Genomic DNA, 18,909 nt, shown 5'->3' on the forward strand with positions numbered 1-18,909 from the left:
GGGCGAACACCACGAGAGCGGAACCAAGAGGAGGAATAGTCCCCTCGGTTCACAGCGTCCTCGCTGTGTTATTTCAAAGGAACCTCGACCATCGGAATCATCCGACGAACGGGGTATCAACATATCTGGCGTTGACTTTTGGCACGCTGTTGAGTTCTCAAGGAACGGACGCTTCCTTCGTACTCACCGGAGAGACTCACTCTCTCGGCTTTCCTCCGGGCGCTTCCCTTCGGTGTTTCCGACTCTATCAGATCTTTTCTCGATCCGATTTCCTCGGTGCTTTCCAGGTTCCCGCTCTCGCGTTTCCCTTTCCGGCGGTTCCGACTTTATCAGAAGTTCTGAGTCGGGATTTCCGCCCTGCCGGGGATGGTTCCCGGACGCTCGGTTGCGTCGGGTCCCCTGCCGGCGGAGCCGTAAACGTACTGGAGCGGGGCGCCTCGATGCAAATCGAGGCGCCCCGCTCCAGGTTCGCCCTCACACGGACTTGAGTGAGCGTCAGACCTCGACGACCACAGGAAGGATCATCGGCCTGCGCCGGTACGTGTCGGAGACCCACTTCCCGAGGGTGCGCCGCACGAGCTGCTGCAGCTGGTGGGGCTCGACGACCCCGTCCTGAGCCGACCGTTCCAGCGCTTCCGTGATCTTCGGGATGACGTCGCCGAAGGCCGAGTCCTCGATGCCCGAACCGCGGGCCTGGACATGGGGGCCGCCGGTGATCTTGCCCGTGGACGAGTCCATCACCACGAAGACCGAGATGATGCCCTCGTCTCCGAGGATCTTGCGATCCTTGAGCGCCGGCTCGCCGATGTCTCCGACCGACAGGCCGTCGACGTAGACGTAACCGGCCTGGACCTTGCCGGAGATCTTGGCCTTGCCCTCGACGAGGTCGACGGCGACGCCGTCCTCGGCGATGACGATGCGGTCGTGCGGGACACCCGTGAGTGCGCCCAGTTCGGCGTTGGCCCGCAGATGGCGCCATTCGCCGTGGACCGGCATCAGGTTCTTCGGGCGGCAGATGTTGTAGAAGTACAGCAGCTCGCCCGCTGACGCATGGCCGGAGACGTGCACCTTGGCGTTGCCCTTGTGGACGACGTTCGCGCCCCAGCGGGTCAGGCCGTTGATCACGCGGTAGACCGCGTTCTCGTTGCCGGGGATCAGCGAGGACGCGAGGATCACCGTGTCGCCCTGGACGATGCGGATCTGGTGGTCGCGGTTCGCCATGCGTGACAGGGCGGCCATCGGCTCACCCTGGGAGCCCGTGCAGACCAGGACGACCTCGTGGTCCGGCAGGTCGTCCAGCGTCTTGACGTCCACGACCAGGCCGGGCGGCACCCTCAGGTAACCCAGGTCCCTGGCGATGCCCATGTTGCGGACCATGGAACGGCCGACGAAGGCGACCCGGCGGCCGTACTCGTGGGCCGCGTCCAGGATCTGCTGGATGCGGTGGACGTGGCTGGCGAAGCTCGCCACGATGATCCGCTTGCGGGCACCCGCGAAGACCTGGCGCAGCACGTTGGAGATGTCGCGTTCGTGCGGCGTGAACCCCGGGACCTCGGCGTTCGTCGAGTCGGCGAGCAGGAGGTCGATGCCCTCCTCGCTCAGCCGGGCGAACGCGTGGAGATCCGTCAGCCGGTTGTCCAGCGGCAGCTGGTCCATCTTGAAGTCGCCCGTGTGGACCACCATGCCGGCGGGGGTGCGGATGGCGACCGCGAGGGCGTCCGGGATGGAGTGGTTGACCGCGACGAACTCGCAGTCGAAGGGACCGACGCGCTCGCGCTGCCCCTCGGCGACCTCCAGCGTGTACGGGCGGATGCGGTGCTCCTGGAGCTTCGCCTCGATCAGGGCGAGGGTCAGCTTGGAGCCGATGAGCGGGATATCGGGCTTCTCCCGCAGCAGGTAGGGGACGCCACCGATGTGGTCCTCGTGGCCGTGGGTGAGGACGATGCCCTCGATATCGTCCAGGCGGCCGCGGATGGACGAGAAGTCCGGCAGGATCAGATCGATTCCGGGCTGCTCCTCCTCGGGGAAGAGCACTCCGCAGTCGACGATCAGCAGACGGCCTCCGTACTCGAAGACGGTCATGTTCCGGCCGATCTCCCCGAGGCCACCGAGGGGGGTGACCCGGAGGCCGCCCTCGGGGAGCTTCGGCGGCGGGCCGAGTTCAGGATGCGGATGGCTCAAAAGACTCTCCTCACCATGCACGCCACGTACCTGTAGGGCACGTGGCGCGCATGACGTTCGTGCAAAAGCAGTTGTCGATGTGGGGTGCAGGCGCTGGGTCCTGCGTATTCAGTTGTGAAGTCCTTGTCAGAGCTGTACCCCGCCGGCGGCAAGATCGATCTTGAGCTGGGCGGTCTCCTCGGGGGAGAGCTCGACCATGGGAGGGCGCAGCGGCCCGGCCGGCAGGCCCTGGAGGGCGAGGGCGGCCTTGGTGGTCATTACGCCCTGGGTGCGGAACATGCCGGTGAAGACGGGCAGCAGCTTCTGGTGGATCTCCAGCGCCTTCTGCACGTCGCCGCTGACGTAGGCCTCGGCCATGGTGCGCAGCTCGGGCGTGACGACATGGCCCACGACGGAGACGAAGCCGACCGCGCCCACGGAGAGCAGGGGCAGGTTGAGCATGTCGTCGCCGGAGTACCAGGCGAGGCCGGACTGGGCGATGGCCCAGCTGGCGCGGCCGAGGTCGCCCTTGGCGTCCTTGTTGGCGACGATCCGCGGGTGCTCGGCGAGCCGGACGATGGTCTCGGTGTTGATCGGGACGCCGCTGCGGCCGGGGATGTCGTAGAGCATCACCGGCAGGTCGGTGGCGTCGGCGATGGCCGTGAAGTGCCGGTAGAGGCCGTCCTGAGGGGGCTTGTTGTAGTACGGCGTGACGGTCAGCAGACCGTGCGCACCGGCCTTCTGTGCCGCGCGCGCCAGTTCGATGCTGTGGTGGGTGTCGTTCGTGCCGACGCCGGCCACGATGTGGGCCCGGTCTCCGACCGCCTCCAGCACGGCTCGTACGAGGTCCGATTTCTCCGCGTCACTCGTGGTGGGGGACTCGCCGGTGGTGCCGTTGATGATCAGGCCGTCGTTGCCTGCGTCCACCAGGTGGGTGGCGAGCCGCTGAGCGCCGTCGAGGTCAAGTGCGCCGTCCGCCGTGAAGGGCGTGACCATGGCGGTGAGGATCCGCCCGAAGGGGATCTGCGGAGTGGAGGTCGGAGCCATGGATGACACGCTACTCGCTGCTTCGGTCGTGGTCTGCCCTAGGGGGTCGGCAAAAGTCCTGACAAAGGTGGAGCCCGGTACTGCCTGCTCGGGGGTTCAAGCAGTACCGGGTCCGTTTGATCAGGCTAGATGAACTTCGCGAAATGCCGCAATACGGACACTTCGCTCGGCTGACCCGTACATCTGTACCCGGCCCTTCCGTGCCCGACCGACAAGCGGGTGTGCCTCACGGCGCGATGCGGCCGTTCGCGTTGAACGCGGCGTACGTGAGCGGCATGAGCTTGGCCCACTCGGCCTCCATCCTCTCGCCGACCATCTCGATCTCCCGCTGCGGGAAGGAGGGCACCTTCGCCAGCTCGTGCTGGGTGCGCAGGCCGAGGAAGTGCATCAGCGAGCGGGCGTTGCAGGTGGCGTACATCGAGGAGAACAGACCGACCGGGAGGACCGCGCGGGCGACCTCACGGGCGATGCCGGCGGCGAGCATCTCCTGGTAGCGCTCGTACGCATGGACGTACGAATCCTGCATCGCGCGCTCGACGATCGCATGCTGCGTGTCGGTGCCCGGCACGAACTCGTACTTGCCCGGACGTCCCTGCTGGACGAGCTTCCGGTCCTCCCCGGGGACGTAGAAGACGGGCTGGAGCTCCCGATAACGACCTGATTCCTCGTTGTAGGAGTTGTGCACGACGATGCCGTTCGCGAGGAAGTTGTGCCAGGGGCCTTCGACCGACAGGTCGTAGGTCATCTCCTCGCCATCCTGTTCGATGGTGAGGACGGGATCCGGAACGGCCTTGGCGATCTTGCCGCCGCGCTGGGCCAATACCTGTTCACTTGCGCTCTTGACCGCGTGGCAGGGCTCACAGGCGGGGGCGAGGTTCCTCTCGTCGAGTGCCTGGGTCAGGTCGCCGGCGACGGGAATGACGTGGTCCAGGGCGAGCTGCTCCCTGGGGAAGTCCTGGCCGCAGAGGTGACAGGTGTCGGTCTCCTTGATCAGGCGCTGCCGCTGCATGGCCGTCCATACGCCGATGCCGCGCCGCAGGCTCGGGGGGACCAGGGCCTGTGAGGGACGGGGGGCAGTGCCCGCCGCCATGACCGAGTCACCGACGGCGAGCTCGCCTGCCTTGCGCCAGCCGTCGGGCGTGAACACCGCGTGGTCCACCGTGCAGCGGAGCTTCTTCCCGGAAGCCGTAGTGATCTTGATCAGTGGCTTCACGCCGGACTCGATCACATCGACGATCCTTGCCCGCTGGGCCAGCAGGCTCTCCTCGTCGTAACAGCGCACATGGTTCCGACGCACTGATTCGAGCTTGCGGAGTCGGGTGCTGGGGTGCTGCTCGCGAAACTCCGCGACCGCGGACTCGGCTGCCTCACGGCTTTCGTAGAGGCCGAGGTAGTGATTGGTCTCACCGCGCCTGACCTGGGCCATCCACTTGCCCGCCCGGCTGTGCCAGGTGACACCTCCTGCGGAGTGCGGGAGCCGGTCCTCGACCCCTAGGTGCCAGAGCTTGTACAGCTCGGCGATCGTGCGCCGGCGCAGGTTGCCCGCCTCGCTCTCGAGAGTGATCTCAGTGTCGCCCGCGAGACACCAGCCCACCCGATGCCGCATGAACTCGCGGAAGACGAAGATCGGGGCGCTGATGAAGAAGGTCATCGAGTTGTGCTCGAAGGGGCTGCCGTGCCGGTCCCGCATCAGATAGTTGATCAGGCCCTTGGAGCGCTCCGGGTCCTTCTTCAGCTCGTCCAGGGACTGCTCGCCGGCGGTGGAGACGCGGGCGGCCCACAGCACGTCGGAGTCGGCCGCGCTGTGCTTGACCAGCTCGACGGTGACGTCGCTGCGGAAGCTGGGCTTGAGGTCGTCGGCGGGGGTGTCGGTCACGGTGTGGAAGGTCCTTCCCATCACAAGCTCGGGCGCCGCCCACTCTACGGCCCGGCACTGACAACGGGGCGTTCGGTGCCGGTCCGCGACATTCGCCGGCGAAGCCCGTCGAAGTTCTGCGAAATCGGTGATTCAGGGCACCTTTTCGGGCACCCGCTCGTCTGTGTTGGTGACGGCGATTCGTTCGCGTCACCCGGTCATCAGACAGCTGATCCATCGGACCCCACGAGCCTCAAGAGGAGAAGCACTCCCCATGCCCCGTCGGCGCGAACCCGTACCGTTCGCCTTCCTCGCCGAAGCCGGCTCCTTCCGCAGCAATGTCACTCCCCCGCCCCGTCGCCGTGCCTCCGCCGCTGAGATGGCCGGGCGCTGGCTGCTCGGGCTGACCATCGTCGCCGGGCTGGTGGGCTCCCTGGTCATCGGCATGCCCGCCATGTCGCACCAGGCGCCCGCGGCGACGCAGCAGTCCGTGGCATCGAACGGCCGCTGACGCTCCCGGTCGCCCGCAGACGTGGACGGGCCACCCCGTCGGCCCCCGAGGGTGGTGAGCGGGGACACGGCTCGATAGCCTCACCGGTCACAGCTCCGTGCACCGAGTGAGGATCAGCCGTGCCCCTGCCCTTCCTGACGGCGGACCGTGCCTCCGACCAGGCGGCGGACGAGCCGCTGCCGTACGACGACCGGGACCGCTGGCGCCGCCCCTACCGGCCCGGCCCGTGGCGGGTGGGCACGGCCGCGCTCCTGCTGCTGTTCGCGTCGTACGTGCTCTTCGCCGCGGTCGTCATCGCCCTCACCGGCACCCCCTCCGGCGCGGGCACGGTGTTCGGCGTGGCGTTGGCCGTCATCGCCGGGGCCCTGCGGCTGCTGCGGATGGGCGTCTGGGTGAGCGCGCGCGGGCTGCGCCGGGTGGGTTTCCTCCTCACGCGTACGGTGCGGTGGGACCAGATCGTCTCGGTTCGCACGGTGCAGCAGCCGGTGCGCTGGCTGGGACTGCCGCGCGCGGCGCAGGGTCAGGCACTGGTCCTCGTACGGCAGGGCGGCGGGCCCGCCGCAGAGACCCTGCTGACCAGCCACAACGCCGACTTCCTTGCCCGCCCCCAGGCCTTCGACCGGGCGGCGGACACGGTGGAGGCGTGGGCGGCGGAGTTCGGGCGGAGCTGACCGTCCCAGGGCCCCTAAGGCCAAAGGGCCGCCTCGCGGACTGCGGGGCGGCCCTTTGGTCGTCTGCGGGCCTCTGGAGGCCGCTGGGGCAGCGGGGCGGAGGGGAAGCCGAGGGCGCTCAGGACACGATCGTGCGGCCTTCGTGGAGGGCGATGGCCTGTTGCATCGCCTTGCGGGCGCGGGGCGTGTCGCGGGCGTCGTGGTAGGCGATCGCCAGGCGGAACCATGTGCGCCAGTCGTCCGGCGCCGCCTCCGCCTCCGCCTTGCGTTTGGCGAAGACCTCGTCGGCCGAGTCGCGGTCGATCCGGCCGCTCGGGGTGCGTCGCAGCTCGTCGACGGGCAGGCCGCCCTCCGCCTCCAGCTCGGCGGCGAGCCGGTTCGCCTTGCGGACGAACTGGGTGTTCTTCCACAGGAACCACACCCCGATGACCGGCAGGATCAGCACCGCGACGCCGAACGCGACGGTGACGGGGGTGCCGTTCTCGATCAGGAGCACGCCGCGGCTGCCGACCAGGACGAAGTAGAAGACCAGGACGGCGGCCGTGACGGCATAGGTGATCTTCGCGCGCATCGCTGTTGCTTCTCGCTACTTCAGGTCGAGGAAGTGCTCCAGGCCGAAGGTGAGGCCCGGAGTGGTCACGACGCGGCGGGCGCCGAGCAGGATGCCCGGCATGAAGCTGCTGTGGTGCAGCGAGTCATGGCGGATGGTGAGGGTCTCGCCCTCGCCGCCGAGCAGCACCTCCTGGTGGGCGAGCAGGCCGCGCAGACGTACGGCGTGCACCGGGACGCCGTCGACGTTCGCGCCGCGGGCGCCGTCCAGCGCCGTCGCCGTGGCGTCGGGCTGCGGGGCGCTGCCCGCCTTCTCGCGGGCGGCGGCGATGAGCTGGGCGGTGCGCGTGGCGGTGCCGCTGGGGGCGTCCACCTTGTTCGGGTGGTGCAGCTCGACGACCTCGACGGACTCGAAGTAGGGGGCGGCCGCCTCGGCGAACTTCATGGTCAGCACGGCGCCGATGGAGAAGTTCGGGGCGATGAGGACGCCGGTCTGCGGGGACTCGGCCAGCCAGCCCTTCAGCTGCGCCAACCGCTCGTCGGTCCAGCCCGTGGTGCCGACCACGGCGTGGATGCCGTGCCGTACGCAGAACTCCAGGTTGCCCATGACGGAGGCCGGAGTGGTCAGCTCCACCGCCACCTGGGCCCCCGTCTCGACGAGGGTCTCCAGCTGGTCGCCCCGGCCGAGGGCGGCCACCAGCTCCATGTCGTCGGCGGCGTCGACGGCCCGTACCGCCTCCGCACCGATCCGGCCCTTGGCGCCGAGGACCGCCACGCGCAGCTTGCTCATCTCTCTTGCTTCCTTACCGGAGTGGTTGACGACCGCAGTGACCGCCGGGCGCTCACGCGACCGCGTCGTGCAGTCGGGACGCCTGTTTGTCCTTGAGCGGGCCGATGACCGACAGGGAGGGCCGCTGTCCCAGGATGTCCTGCGCCACGGACCGGACGTCGTCCGGGGTGACCGCCGCGATCCGGGCCAGCATGTCGTCGACCGACATCTGGTCGCCCCAGCACAGCTCGCTCTTGCCGATACGGTTCATCAGCGCACCCGTGTCCTCGAGCCCGAGAACGGTGGAACCGCGGAGCTGGCCGATGGCGCGGGCGATCTCGTCGTCCGACAGGCCGTTCTGCGCGACGTGGTCCAGCTCGTCGCGGCAGATCTTGAGCACGTCGTGCACCTGGCTCGGCCTGCAGCCCGCGTACACGCCGAAGAGGCCGCAGTCGGCGAAGCCGGACGTGTACGAGTACACGCTGTAGGCCAGGCCGCGCTTCTCCCGGACCTCCTGGAACAGGCGGGACGACATGCCTCCGCCGAGCGCCGTGTTCAGCACGCCGAGGGCCCAGCGGCGGTCGTCGGTGCGGGCCAGGCCCGGCATGCCGAGGACGACGTGCGCCTGCTCGGTCTTGCGGGCCAGCAGCTCCACGCGCCCGGCGGTGCGGATCGCGCGGCGGCCGGCGCGCGGGCCGATGGGCGTGGCGTCCGTCCGTGTGAGGGCGCCGGCCTTCTCGAAGGCGGCCCGCACCTGGCGTACGACCTTCTGGTGGTCGACGTTGCCCGCGCAGGCGACCACCAGGTGCGTGGGGTCGTAGTGCTTCCTGTAGAAGCGGCGGATGCGGTCGGCGGTCAGCGCGTTGACGGTGTCGACCGTGCCGAGGACCGGGCGGCCGAGCGCGTTGTCGCCGAACATGGTGTGCGCGAAGAGGTCGTGCACGCAGTCGCCCGGGTCGTCCTCCGTCATCGCGATCTCCTCGAGGATCGCGCCGCGCTCGACGTCGACGTCCTCCTCCAGGATCAGCGAGCCGGTGAGCATGTCGCAGACGACGTCGATGGCGAGCGGCAGGTCGGTGTCGAGCACGCGCGCGTAGTAGCACGTGTACTCCTTCGCCGTGAACGCGTTCATCTCGCCGCCGACCGCGTCGAGGGCGGAGGAGATGTCCAGGGCGGACCTGCGGGACGTGCCCTTGAAGAGCAGGTGCTCCAGGTAGTGCGTGGCGCCGTTCAGCGCGGGTGTCTCGTCGCGTGAGCCGACGTGCGCCCAGATGCCGAAGGTGGCGGAGCGGACGGAGGGCAGCGTCTCGGTGACGACGCGCAGTCCGCCCGGGAGGGTGGTCTTGCGGACGGTGCCGATGCCGCCCGCGCCTTTGATCAGGGTTTGGGTACGGGCGACGGCCCGCGCCTCCGAAGAGGTGCGGGCCGTCGCCTTCAAGCCACGGGACGTCACTTGTCGGTGTCGTCCTTCGCCTCGTCGGCCTCGTCGCCCTCGCCCTCGATCACCGGAATGAGGGAGAGCTTGCCGCGGGAGTCGATCTCGGCGATCTCGACCTGGACCTTCTGGCCCACGCCGAGGACGTCCTCGACGTTCTCCACGCGCTTGCCGCCGGCCAGCTTGCGGATCTGCGAGATGTGCAGCAGACCGTCCTTGCCCGGCAGCAGCGAGACGAACGCGCCGAAGGTGGTCGTCTTCACGACCGTGCCCAGGTAGCGCTCGCCGACCTCCGGCATGGTCGGGTTGGCGATGCCGTTGATCGTGGCGCGGGCGGCCTCGGCGGACGGGCCGTCGGCGGCACCGATGTAGATGGTGCCGTCGTCCTCGATCGTGATCTCGGCGCCGGTGTCCTCCTGGATCTGGTTGATCATCTTGCCCTTGGGGCCGATGACCTCGCCGATCTTGTCGACCGGGATCTTGACGGTGATGATCCGCGGGGCGTGCGGGGACATCTCGTCGGGCCGGTCGATGGCCTCCATCATCACGTCGAGGATGTGCAGGCGGGCGTCGCGGGCCTGCTTCAGGGCCGCGGCCAGCACGGAGGCCGGGATGCCGTCCAGCTTGGTGTCGAGCTGGAGGGCGGTCACGAACTCCTTCGTGCCGGCGACCTTGAAGTCCATGTCGCCGAAGGCGTCCTCGGCGCCGAGGATGTCGGTCAGCGTCACGTAGTGCGTCTCGCCGTCGATCTCCTGGGAGATCAGGCCCATGGCGATACCGGCGACCGGGGCCTTCAGCGGCACACCGGCGTTCAGCAGCGACATGGTGGAGGCGCACACGGAGCCCATGGACGTCGAACCGTTGGAGCCGAGGGCCTCGGACACCTGGCGGATCGCGTAAGGGAACTCCTCGCGCGACGGCAGCACCGGGAGGAGGGCGCGCTCGGCGAGGGCGCCGTGGCCGATCTCGCGGCGCTTGGGGGAGCCGACGCGGCCGGTCTCACCGGTGGAGTAGGGCGGGAAGTTGTAGTTGTGCATGTAGCGCTTGCGCGTCACCGGGGAGAGGGTGTCGAGCTGCTGCTCCATGCGCAGCATGTTCAGCGTGGTCACGCCCAGGATCTGGGTCTCGCCGCGCTCGAACAGGGCCGAGCCGTGGACCCGCGGGATGGCCTCGACCTCGGCGGCCAGCGTGCGGATGTCGGTGACTCCGCGGCCGTCGATGCGCTTCTTCTCCTTGATCACGCGCTCGCGGACCAGCTGCTTGGTGAGCGAGCGGTACGCGGCGGAGATCTCCTTCTCGCGGCCCTCGAACTCCGGCAGGAGCTTCTCGGCGGCGAGCTGCTTGACGCGGTCCAGCTCGGCCTCGCGCTCCTGCTTGCCGGCGATGGTGAGCGCCTGGGCGAGCTCGGGGCGGACGGCGGCGGTCAGCGCCTCCAGGACGTCGTCCTGGTAGTCGAGGAAGATCGGGAACTCGGCGGTCGGCTTGGCTGCCTTCGCGGCGAGGTCGGCCTGGGCCTTGCAGAGCACCTTGATGAAGGGCTTCGCGGCTTCCAGACCGGCGGCGACGACCTCCTCGGTCGGCGCCTCGGCGCCGCCCTTGACCAGCTGGATGGTCTTCTCGGTGGCCTCGGCCTCGACCATCATGATCGCGACGTCGCCGTCCTCCAGGACGCGGCCCGCGACGACCATGTCGAAGACGGCGTCCTCGAGCTCGGTGTGCGTCGGGAAGGCGACCCACTGGCCGTTGATCAGCGCGACGCGGACGCCGCCGATCGGGCCGGAGAAGGGCAGGCCGGCCAGCTGCGTGGACGCGGACGCGGCGTTGATCGCCACGACGTCGTACAGGTGGTCGGGGTTGAGGGCCATGATGGTGGCGACGACCTGGATCTCGTTGCGCAGGCCCTTCTTGAAGGACGGGCGCAGCGGGCGGTCGATGAGACGGCAGGTGAGGATGGCGTCCTCGGAGGGACGGCCCTCACGGCGGAAGAAGGAACCGGGGATCTTCCCGGCCGCGTACATCCGCTCCTCGACGTCGACCGTCAGCGGGAAGAAGTCGAGCTGGTCCTTGGGGGTCTTGGACGCGGTGGTGGCCGACAGGACCATCGTGTCGTCGTCCAGGTACGCGACGGCGGAGCCGGCGGCCTGCTTGGCCAGGCGGCCCGTCTCGAAGCGGATGGTGCGGGTGCCGAAGGAGCCGTTGTCGATGACGGCCTCGGCGTAGTGGGTCTCGTTCTCCACTAGCGTTTTCTCCTCGTCTTCGTCCCCGGCTGCCCGTGTGGCAGGGGGACGGTGGCGGAGAAGCGCTCCGTCTGGTGCGGGCCGGTCTTCGATCGAAGCACCCGGGGTCTCTTCCCCGGGGGCCACTACCGAGGACCGGCGGCGGCGAGGTGCGCTCCTCCTCGTTCGGTGTGTGCGGTGCCGCCTGGTGCTTCCAGGTACCCCTCACACGGTGTCCTACGTCTTGCGTTGTGCTACCACACTACAAAGCGGTGGTGACAGTCCGCACGTACAGCAAAGGGAGCGGCCCCCTTCGTTCGGGAACCGCTCCCTTCACGGCGTCTTACTTGGCGCCCGCCGCACCGCGGCGGATGCCCAGGCGGTCGACCAGCGCACGGAAGCGCTGGATGTCCTTCTTCGCCAGGTACTGCAGCAGGCGACGGCGCTGACCGACCAGGATCAGCAGACCACGACGGGAGTGGTGGTCGTGCTTGTGGGTCTTGAGGTGCTCGGTCAGGTCGGAGATCCGACGGGACAGCAGAGCGACCTGGACCTCGGGGGAGCCGGTGTCACCCTCCTTGGTACCGAATTCGGCGATGATCTGCTTCTTCGTAGCGGCGTCGAGCGACACGCGTACTCCTCGTAGTCTTCTTCAGCTGCCACCGAGTGCCCCTGGTCTTCTTCTCAGGGGAGCTTCCACGACTCGGGAGGCGGGGATCCGCTGGGCGCGTCCTCCAGGGCAACCGGAGGCGCGTACACATACGGCCGTCACACAGCGTACCAGCCGGACAGCGGTGTCCCGGCCCGGGTGGCGGCGGGGGTGGGGCCGGGGCCGGCCAGGGCTCGCAGGGGGCCGGTGCGCAGGGCATCGCCGCCGGCCGCTTCCGCCGGCCGCTGGATCGCCACAGCCGGAAGCCGAAGTCCGTGGCGGCGAGGCCGACGACGAGGATCGTCGGCCCGATGACATGGTTGCCGCACTTCCTGCGGCCCGGAGTGCGCCAGGGTGACTCTCTCGAGGTGCCCGGTCGGCCTCGAGGTGCCCGGTCGGCTCGGCGGTCCGGCGCCACGGCCGAGTGCCGCCGGCCGGCCGAGCGGACTTCAGACGCCGCCGCGGACCTTGCTGTAGACGTCGAGGACGGCCAGGCAGACCGGGACCAGGGAGAGGAGCACCAGGGAGTCCGCGAGGTCCAGCATGCGGCCCCAGAAGGGGGAGAGCCCCTTCTGCGGCACGATCAGGGCGATCGCGATCAGCAGCAGCACGCCGGCCGCGACCGAGGCGCCGAGCCACAGGGTCCTGATGTCGACGGGGCCGGAGTTGCCCTTGAGCAGTTCGAGGACGATGCCGGCCGGGGGCGAGATCGCGAGGCCGAGCACCAGCAGGCCCAGGGTGACGACACCGGCCACGAACAGGCAGGTCACCTGGGCGGTGTACCGGAAGAGGCGCGCCCGCATCATCGCGGCGAGACCGGTGCACAGGGCCAGCAGCTGGGCCCAGCCGCTGTCGCTGAAGCCGAGCACCGCGCCACCCGCGCCGATGATGACGGCCGCGCAGCCGCCGACCAGTCCGAGCAGCAGTTCGTGGCCCCGGCTGGTCTGGGCGACGATGCGCTGCACGTCGACGGCCTCGAGGTCGCCCTCCCGGCCCTCACGACGGGCCCTGGCCAGGTCCTCCGGGTTGCGGAAACCGATCGGCAGCTTGGCGAAGCGGGCCGACCATCCGGGCAGGAAGCCGACCACCGCCAGCGCCACGACCGAGGTGCCGGCGGCGATCTCGCGCGGCTCCGCCTCGGTGAGCACGCCGCAGAAGACGGCGAGCGTGCCGATCGCGGCGGCCAGCGCGGCGGCCACGAACGGGGCGTCTCCCTGCGGCAGCAGCATGATCAGTACGACCGAGAAGACCAGTACGGCCACGCAGCCGACGAGGAACTGGATCCTGCCGGGGCCGTGACCCGCGTCCTGGGGGATGACGCCGGAGCCGGCGATGAGCGCGTGCGGAAGCGCCGAGACGCCGAGCGCGACGGCGGAACCGCGGTCGTCGTAGACCCGGGCCCGCACACCCGCGAGCACGGTCAGGGCCAGTGCGACCACGCCGGCGAGGATGCCCTGCAGGCCGTGCATGTCGTGCCGGATCGGGTCCGCGAACCAGAACACGAAACCGAGCATGATCAGCAGCAGCGATCCGGCGACGAGACCGGCCACCCGCATCAGGTTGTCGTTCCAGCTGCGGATGTCCTGCTTGACCGCGGCGGCGATCGCGTCCACCACGTCGTCGTGGACGGCCGGCGGCAGCGAGTCGGCGAAGGTCCGCAGCAGCAGCACTTCGCCGTCCCTGACCCGGTGCTCGAGCAACGAACGGCTCGCGTCGAGGACTTGGCCCTCGCGGCGTACCAGGTGGTAGCCGGCGGGACTGGTGTCCGGTTGGACCAGGCCCGAGAGCCTGACGATCTCGGGAAAGAGGTCCTGGATCGGCAGGTCCTCCGGCAGCGCGACATCGACACGGCTGTCCGGCGCTGCGATGGTGATTCGGCAGAAACCCGTCGAAGTCCCCGTGCTCACCTGGTTGTTCCCCCTGTTGGACAAGGCTTCATCACGCCGCTGCTACGGCGCGAAGCGCCACCATATCCGTTACGGTGCGGCGCAGGGCCCGCCCACCCCTTTTCTCCCAGGACCCCCTCGGCATCTCCATCCTCCTGCCTCCCTTGCGCACTTGGCCCATCAGTAGGATCGACGCCTGCGCGAACGACGCCTGCGCGAACGAGAACATGTCGCGGTACACGGGGGCGTCGGTGCCAAGACGTATCAATCGCGAAGGATGAGTGCATCGGTGAGCGTCGTCATCATCAAACGACCGCCGCGGATAGCGCCCCCGGTCGTCCCGGACGGCGAGGTCAGACTCGAGACGCCGCCCGAGATCCCCCGTGAGGGCGAAGAAAGCATGCTGATGACCCTGCTGCCCATGATGGGCATGCTGGGTTCCGTCGGCTTCTTCTTCATGCCCGGCCTCCCCTCCTACATGAGGGTGGTCGGCGGGCTGATGCTCGCCTCGACCCTGGCCATGGCGATCGCCCAGTTCGCCAAGTCCCGGCAGGGCGGCGGCGGTGCCGGGATGGCCCAGGACCGGCGTGACTACTTCCGCTATCTCGAACAGGTCCGCAAGGACGTCCACAAGACGGCGGACCTGCAGCGCCGCAGTCAGCTCTTCCAGCATCCCGACCCGGAGCAGCTGTGGGCGGTGGCGGCCGACGGCAAGCGCCTGTGGGAGCGGCGCCCGACCGACGCGGACTTCGCATCCGTACGGATCGGCCTCGGCACCCAGCAGCTGAACACCCCTCTGGTCGCCCCGGAGACGGCGCCCAAAGAGGAGCTGGAGCCGCTGACCGCGGCGGCCATGAAGGCCTTCCTCGACGCGCACGGCAGTCTGTCCGACCTGCCCGTGTCCGTCTCGCTGCGTGCCTTCTACCACGTGACGCTGTGCGGGGACACCGACACGGTGTACGGCAACGCCCGCGCGGCCCTGGCCCAGCTGGCGACGCTGCACTCGCCGGAGGACCTGATGGTCGCCGTGGTGGCGCACCCCTCCGCGGCGGCGGACTGGGACTGGATCAAGTGGCTGCCGCACAGCCAGCACCCGAAGGCCAAGGACGGTGCGGGCTCGGCCCGGCTCCTCTTCGACGACCTCGGGGAACTGGAGGAGGCGCTTGCGGACCAGCTGGACGACAGGCCCCGCTGGAACCCGGACGCGAACCCCGTCTACGACCAGCCCCACCTGATCGTGGTCCTCGACGGCGGCACCGTGCCGCCCGACTCCGAACTCGCCAGCAGCGAGGGGCTCCAGGGCGTCACCTTCCTCGAAATCGCCCCGGGCGAGCTGGAGGAGGACCTGCGCGCGGGCCTGACGGTCTATGTGAAGCCGGGCAGGATGCGGCTGTTCGTCGGCCACGAGTCCGCGTACTCCGGCAAGCCCGACGTGCTGAACGACGCGCAGGCCGAGTCCCTGGCCCGGCAGCTCGCCCCCTTCCGGGTCGGCTCGGCGGAGGAGGGCGAACCCCTCCTTTCGAACCTGGACTTCACCGACCTGATGGGCATCGGCGACGCGGGGTCCGTCGACGTCTCGCGCACCTGGCGTCCGCGCACGCTGCACGAGCGGCTGCGGGTGCCGATCGGTGTCGGCGAGAACGGCGAGCCGGTCATGCTCGACCTCAAGGAGGCGTCGCAGGAGGGCATGGGCCCGCACGGCCTGTGCGTCGGCGCCACCGGCTCCGGCAAGTCGGAGCTGCTGCGCACGCTGGTGCTCGGTCTCGCGGTGACGCACTCCTCGGAGACGCTGAACTTCATCCTCGCGGACTTCAAGGGCGGTGCGACGTTCGCGGGTATGGCGGACATGCCGCACACCGCGGCCGTGATCACCAACCTCGCGGACGACCTCACGCTCGTCGACCGTATGCGCGACGCCATCACGGGTGAGATGCAGCGCCGGCAGGAGCTGCTGCGCACGGCGGGCAACTACGCCAATCTGCACGACTACGAGAAGGCCCGGGCGGCGGGCGCCGCTCTCGAGCCGATGGCCTCGCTGGTGATCGTGCTCGACGAGTTCTCCGAGCTCCTCACCGCGAAGCCGGACTTCATCGACATGTTCATCCAGATCGGCCGTATCGGCCGTTCGCTGGGTGTGCACCTGCTGCTGGCGTCGCAGCGCCTGGAGGAGGGCAAGCTGCGCGGTCTGGACACCTATCTGTCGTACCGGATCGGTCTGCGCACCTTCTCCGCCGCCGAGTCGCGTACGGCGATCGGTGTCCCGGACGCCTACCACCTGCCGTCGATCCCCGGCTCCGGCTATCTGCGGTACGACACCGACACGATGGTCCGTTTCAAGGCCGCGTACGTGTCGGGGCCCTACCACGGCGAGGGCCCGTCCCGGGTGAACCGCTCCACCCAGCTGCGGCCCGCGCTGTTCACGGCGGGACACGTGGCGCTGCCCCCTCAGCCGGTGGTCGAGGAACCGGAGGGCGACGACAGGGTGGACGACGCGCTCGCCGACACCGTCCTGGACGTCATCGTGGGCAGGATGGTCAACCAGGGACCGCCGGCCCACCAGGTGTGGCTGCCCCCGCTCGACGAGGCTCCTTCGCTGGAACAGCTCCTCCCCCAGCTCGCCGTCACTCCGGAGCGCGGCCTGACCGCGCCCGAGTACACGGCGCTCGGCCGGCTCAACGTGCCGGTCGGCCTGGTGGACAAGCCGTTCGAGCAGCGGCGCGACGTGCTGTACCGGGACTTCTCCGGCGGTGCGGGCCACGGTCTGTTCGTCGGCGGCCCGCAGTCCGGCAAGTCGACCCTGCTGCGCACGCTGATCTCGTCGTTCGCCCTCACCCACACGCCCGCCGAGGTGCAGTTCTACTGCCTGGACTTCGGCGGTGGCGGTCTGATCGCGATGGAGGAGCTGGCACACGTCGGCGGGGTCGCCAACCGGCTCGACGCCGAGAAGGTGCGCCGTACGGTCAGTGAGGTCGAGGGCATCCTGAACGCGCGCGAGGAGTACTTCCGCGCGAACAACATCGACTCGATCCAGACGTACCGGCAGCGCAGGGCGGCCGGTCTGATGCCCGACCAGCCCTGGGGAGACGTCTTCCTCGTCATCGACGGCTGGGCGTCCTTCAAAACGGACTACGAGCTGCTCGAGGCGACCGTCACGGACATCGCGACGCGCGGTCTCGGTTTCGGTGTGCACGTGATCCTGACGGCGAGCCGCTACACCGAGGTGCGGCCCGCGCTCAAGGACATGCTGCAGAACCGCATCGAGCTGCGGCTGGGTGACCCGACCGAGTCGGAGATCGACCGCAAGGTCGCGCAGAACGTCCCCGCCACCGTGCCGGGCCGCGGTCTGAGCCTGGACAAGCTGCACTTCATGACGGCGCTGCCGCGGGTCGACGGCTCGTCGGCGACGGAGGACCTGGCGGAGGCGACGCAGATCCTCGTCCGGGGCGTCAACGACAACTGGCAGGGCAGCCACGCACCGGCGGTGCGGCTGCTGCCGACCATGCTGTCGGCGGACCGGCTGCCCAAGGGGTTCGAGCACCCGGACCGCGGTGTCGCGATCGGCATCGACGAGTCGTCGCTCGCGCCGGTCTTCGTCGACTTCGAGACCGATCCGCACTTCATCGTGTTCGGTGAGAGCGAGTCCGGTAAGTCGGCGGTGCTGCGGCTGCTCATCAAGCAGATCACCGAGCGCTACACGCCGGACCAGGCGAAGATCGTCATGGGTGACTACCGGCGCGCCCACCTGGAGGGTGTGCCCGACTCCCACCTGTCGCGGTACTGCGCGTCGGCGCCGGCCCTGGCGGAGACGCTGGAGGGCCTGGCCGGCTCGATGAGCCGTCGTATGCCGGGCCCGGACGTCACGCCCGAGCAGCTGCGCAACCGCAGCTGGTACAGCAGCCCGGACGCGTTCGTCATCATCGACGACTACGACCTGGTGGCGACGGGCATGAACCCGCTGTCCCCGCTCCTGGAGTACCTGCCCTTCGCCCGGGACATCGGTCTGCGCGTCATCATCGCGCGCGCCTCGGGCGGTGCGAGCCGGTCGCTGTACGAGCCGGTGATGCAGCGGATGCGCGAGCTCGGCGCCCAGGGCATCGTGCTCTCCGGCGACCGGACGGAGGGTGCGCTGCTCGGCAACATCACGCCGTCGCAGCTGCCGCCCGGACGTGGGTACTTCCACACGCGGCGGCGCGGTGGACAGCTGATCCAGACGGGGTGGCTGCCGGCCCGGTTCTGAGGGCCGGCTGTCGCAGCCGTAGGGGGCGGTACCCAAGCGGGTACCGCCCCCTCTCGTACGGCCCCATTCACCCGCTAAGGTGGCGTTGCCAAGGAAAAGGCGAGCCACGGGGGGCACTTGTGTCGTCGGACTACATGGACTCCGACCCGAAGGTCCTCAAGACCGAGGGCTTCAACATGTTCACGGTCGGCCAGAACTTCGCCAAGGCCGTGAAGAGCCTGCAGGACGGGTTGACCAAGCTGGAGCAGGGCGACACCCCGCCGTGGGGCGACGACGACATCGGCGAGAAGTTCGGCGTCGCCTACGAGGGTCTGCGCGACGGCATGTACCAGTCGATGGGCAGCCTGGCGGAGCGGTTGGCGGGCATGGGGATCGCCTTCACCAAGATGGGCGTGGCCCACGAGCAGAACGAGGCCGACCAGGTGGACATCTGGCGGAAGACGACCGCCGAGTACGACGGGCAGGTGGAGATGCCTACGGGGCCGCACCATCTGCGTCGCCGCCAGGAGGCGTGAGGCGTCGCCGTCGAGCAGCTCGAGTCCGTCGACTCCAAGCATGATTGATCCCTCACCGGCAAGTGGTCGGAACTACAACGGATTTGTGACAGCAACCGCTCGAAGTTGCTCGCGGAGGACTCCGTAAGCTGTGCGTACGGCTGTTCCATGCGCAATCTGCCGGTCTCCATGAGGGAGTTGTGCGGCCGGGTCGGCTGACGGGGGTGCTTTCTGCTGTGTCGATGATGCTGCCGGACGAGCTCGAATGGGTTCTCGAGATGCTCGGCTACCGCTGGCCGACGGCAGACGAGGACAAGCTCAAGGAGTGCGCCGCCCTGTGGCGGAAGTTCGGCGACGACGTCACCGAACTGCACACCACGGCGAACGCCAGCGCCCGCCAGGTGGTCGCCCACAACGCCGGCGAGTCGAT

General features: G+C 69.2%; 13 protein-coding genes and 3 pseudogenes. 5 read left to right on the forward strand and 11 right to left on the reverse strand.

What is annotated here, in order from left to right; genetic code table 11:
* Nucleotides 1-495: 495 nt before the first annotated feature.
* The 4 genes and pseudogenes from SY2F82_RS38195 to SY2F82_RS38205 all read right to left on the reverse strand — a co-directional run.
* Nucleotides 496-2,181, reverse strand: a complete 1,686-nt coding sequence (locus tag SY2F82_RS38195) for a ribonuclease J (RefSeq protein ID WP_103844272.1) — start codon at nt 2,179-2,181, stop codon at nt 496-498.
* A 126-nt stretch (nt 2,182-2,307) separates the two neighbouring features.
* A complete protein-coding gene (dapA, locus tag SY2F82_RS38200) occupies nt 2,308-3,207 on the reverse strand; it encodes a 4-hydroxy-tetrahydrodipicolinate synthase (protein WP_200423690.1) in 900 nt (299 codons plus the stop codon).
* Nucleotides 3,208-3,433: 226 nt separating this feature from the next.
* Nucleotides 3,434-3,883: pseudogene (gene thyX / locus SY2F82_RS39440) on the reverse strand (FAD-dependent thymidylate synthase); the annotation flags it as partial.
* A gap of 3 nt (nt 3,884-3,886) precedes the next feature.
* Nucleotides 3,887-5,083, reverse strand: a pseudogene (locus SY2F82_RS38205) (FAD-dependent thymidylate synthase); the annotation flags it as partial.
* 253 nt (nt 5,084-5,336) lie between these two features.
* Between SY2F82_RS38205 and SY2F82_RS38210 the strand changes: the two are divergent.
* Nucleotides 5,337-5,573: a hypothetical protein gene (locus tag SY2F82_RS38210; RefSeq protein WP_200423692.1), complete on the forward strand. Its 237-nt coding sequence runs from the start codon at nt 5,337-5,339 to the stop codon at nt 5,571-5,573.
* 119 nt (nt 5,574-5,692) lie between these two features.
* Nucleotides 5,693-6,244 carry a hypothetical protein gene (locus SY2F82_RS38215; protein WP_200423693.1) on the forward strand — a complete coding sequence of 184 codons (552 nt, stop codon included), beginning with the start codon at nt 5,693-5,695 and terminating at the stop codon, nt 6,242-6,244.
* A 118-nt stretch (nt 6,245-6,362) separates the two neighbouring features.
* Here the strand turns inward: SY2F82_RS38215 and SY2F82_RS38220 are convergent, their stop codons facing one another.
* The 7 genes from SY2F82_RS38220 to eccD form a co-directional block, all read right to left on the reverse strand.
* Nucleotides 6,363-6,815 (reverse strand): tetratricopeptide repeat protein, encoded by a 453-nt coding sequence (locus tag SY2F82_RS38220; protein WP_200423694.1) that lies wholly within the window; start codon nt 6,813-6,815, stop codon nt 6,363-6,365.
* Between the two features lie 15 nt (nt 6,816-6,830).
* Nucleotides 6,831-7,583, reverse strand: a complete 753-nt coding sequence (dapB, locus tag SY2F82_RS38225) for a 4-hydroxy-tetrahydrodipicolinate reductase (protein ID WP_200423695.1) — start codon at nt 7,581-7,583, stop codon at nt 6,831-6,833.
* Between the two features lie 52 nt (nt 7,584-7,635).
* Complete coding sequence (locus tag SY2F82_RS38230) at nt 7,636-9,015, reverse strand: pitrilysin family protein (RefSeq protein ID WP_200423696.1); 1,380 nt, start codon at nt 9,013-9,015, stop codon at nt 7,636-7,638.
* A complete protein-coding gene (locus SY2F82_RS38235) occupies nt 9,012-11,234 on the reverse strand; it encodes a polyribonucleotide nucleotidyltransferase (protein ID WP_200423697.1) in 2,223 nt (740 codons plus the stop codon). Before SY2F82_RS38235 ends, SY2F82_RS38230 begins: the two co-directional genes overlap by 4 nt.
* Nucleotides 11,235-11,556: 322 nt before the next feature.
* Complete coding sequence (gene rpsO / locus SY2F82_RS38240; RefSeq protein WP_003997419.1) at nt 11,557-11,844, reverse strand: 30S ribosomal protein S15; 288 nt, start codon at nt 11,842-11,844, stop codon at nt 11,557-11,559.
* A gap of 137 nt (nt 11,845-11,981) precedes the next feature.
* Nucleotides 11,982-12,119 carry a hypothetical protein gene (locus SY2F82_RS38245; protein WP_200423698.1) on the reverse strand — a complete coding sequence of 46 codons (138 nt, stop codon included), beginning with the start codon at nt 12,117-12,119 and terminating at the stop codon, nt 11,982-11,984.
* A 192-nt stretch (nt 12,120-12,311) separates the two neighbouring features.
* The gene (eccD, locus tag SY2F82_RS38250) at nt 12,312-13,769 is read right to left on the reverse strand and encodes a type VII secretion integral membrane protein EccD (RefSeq protein ID WP_200423699.1); all 1,458 of its coding nucleotides are present in this window, start codon (nt 13,767-13,769) and stop codon (nt 12,312-12,314) included.
* Between the two features lie 268 nt (nt 13,770-14,037).
* Between eccD and eccCa the strand changes: the two genes are divergently transcribed.
* The 3 genes and pseudogenes from eccCa to SY2F82_RS38265 all read left to right on the forward strand — a co-directional run.
* A complete protein-coding gene (gene eccCa / locus SY2F82_RS38255) occupies nt 14,038-17,985 on the forward strand; it encodes a type VII secretion protein EccCa (RefSeq protein ID WP_200423700.1) in 3,948 nt (1,315 codons plus the stop codon).
* Nucleotides 17,986-18,119: 134 nt separating this feature from the next.
* A complete protein-coding gene (locus tag SY2F82_RS38260; protein WP_200423701.1) occupies nt 18,120-18,500 on the forward strand; it encodes a hypothetical protein in 381 nt (126 codons plus the stop codon).
* Nucleotides 18,501-18,703: 203 nt separating this feature from the next.
* Nucleotides 18,704-18,909 (forward strand): annotated as a pseudogene (locus tag SY2F82_RS38265) (PE-PGRS family protein); the annotation flags it as partial.

It is taken from the genome of Streptomyces sp. Y2F8-2, assembly GCF_014905555.1.
Taxonomy (GTDB): domain Bacteria; phylum Actinomycetota; class Actinomycetes; order Streptomycetales; family Streptomycetaceae; genus Streptomyces; species Streptomyces cynarae.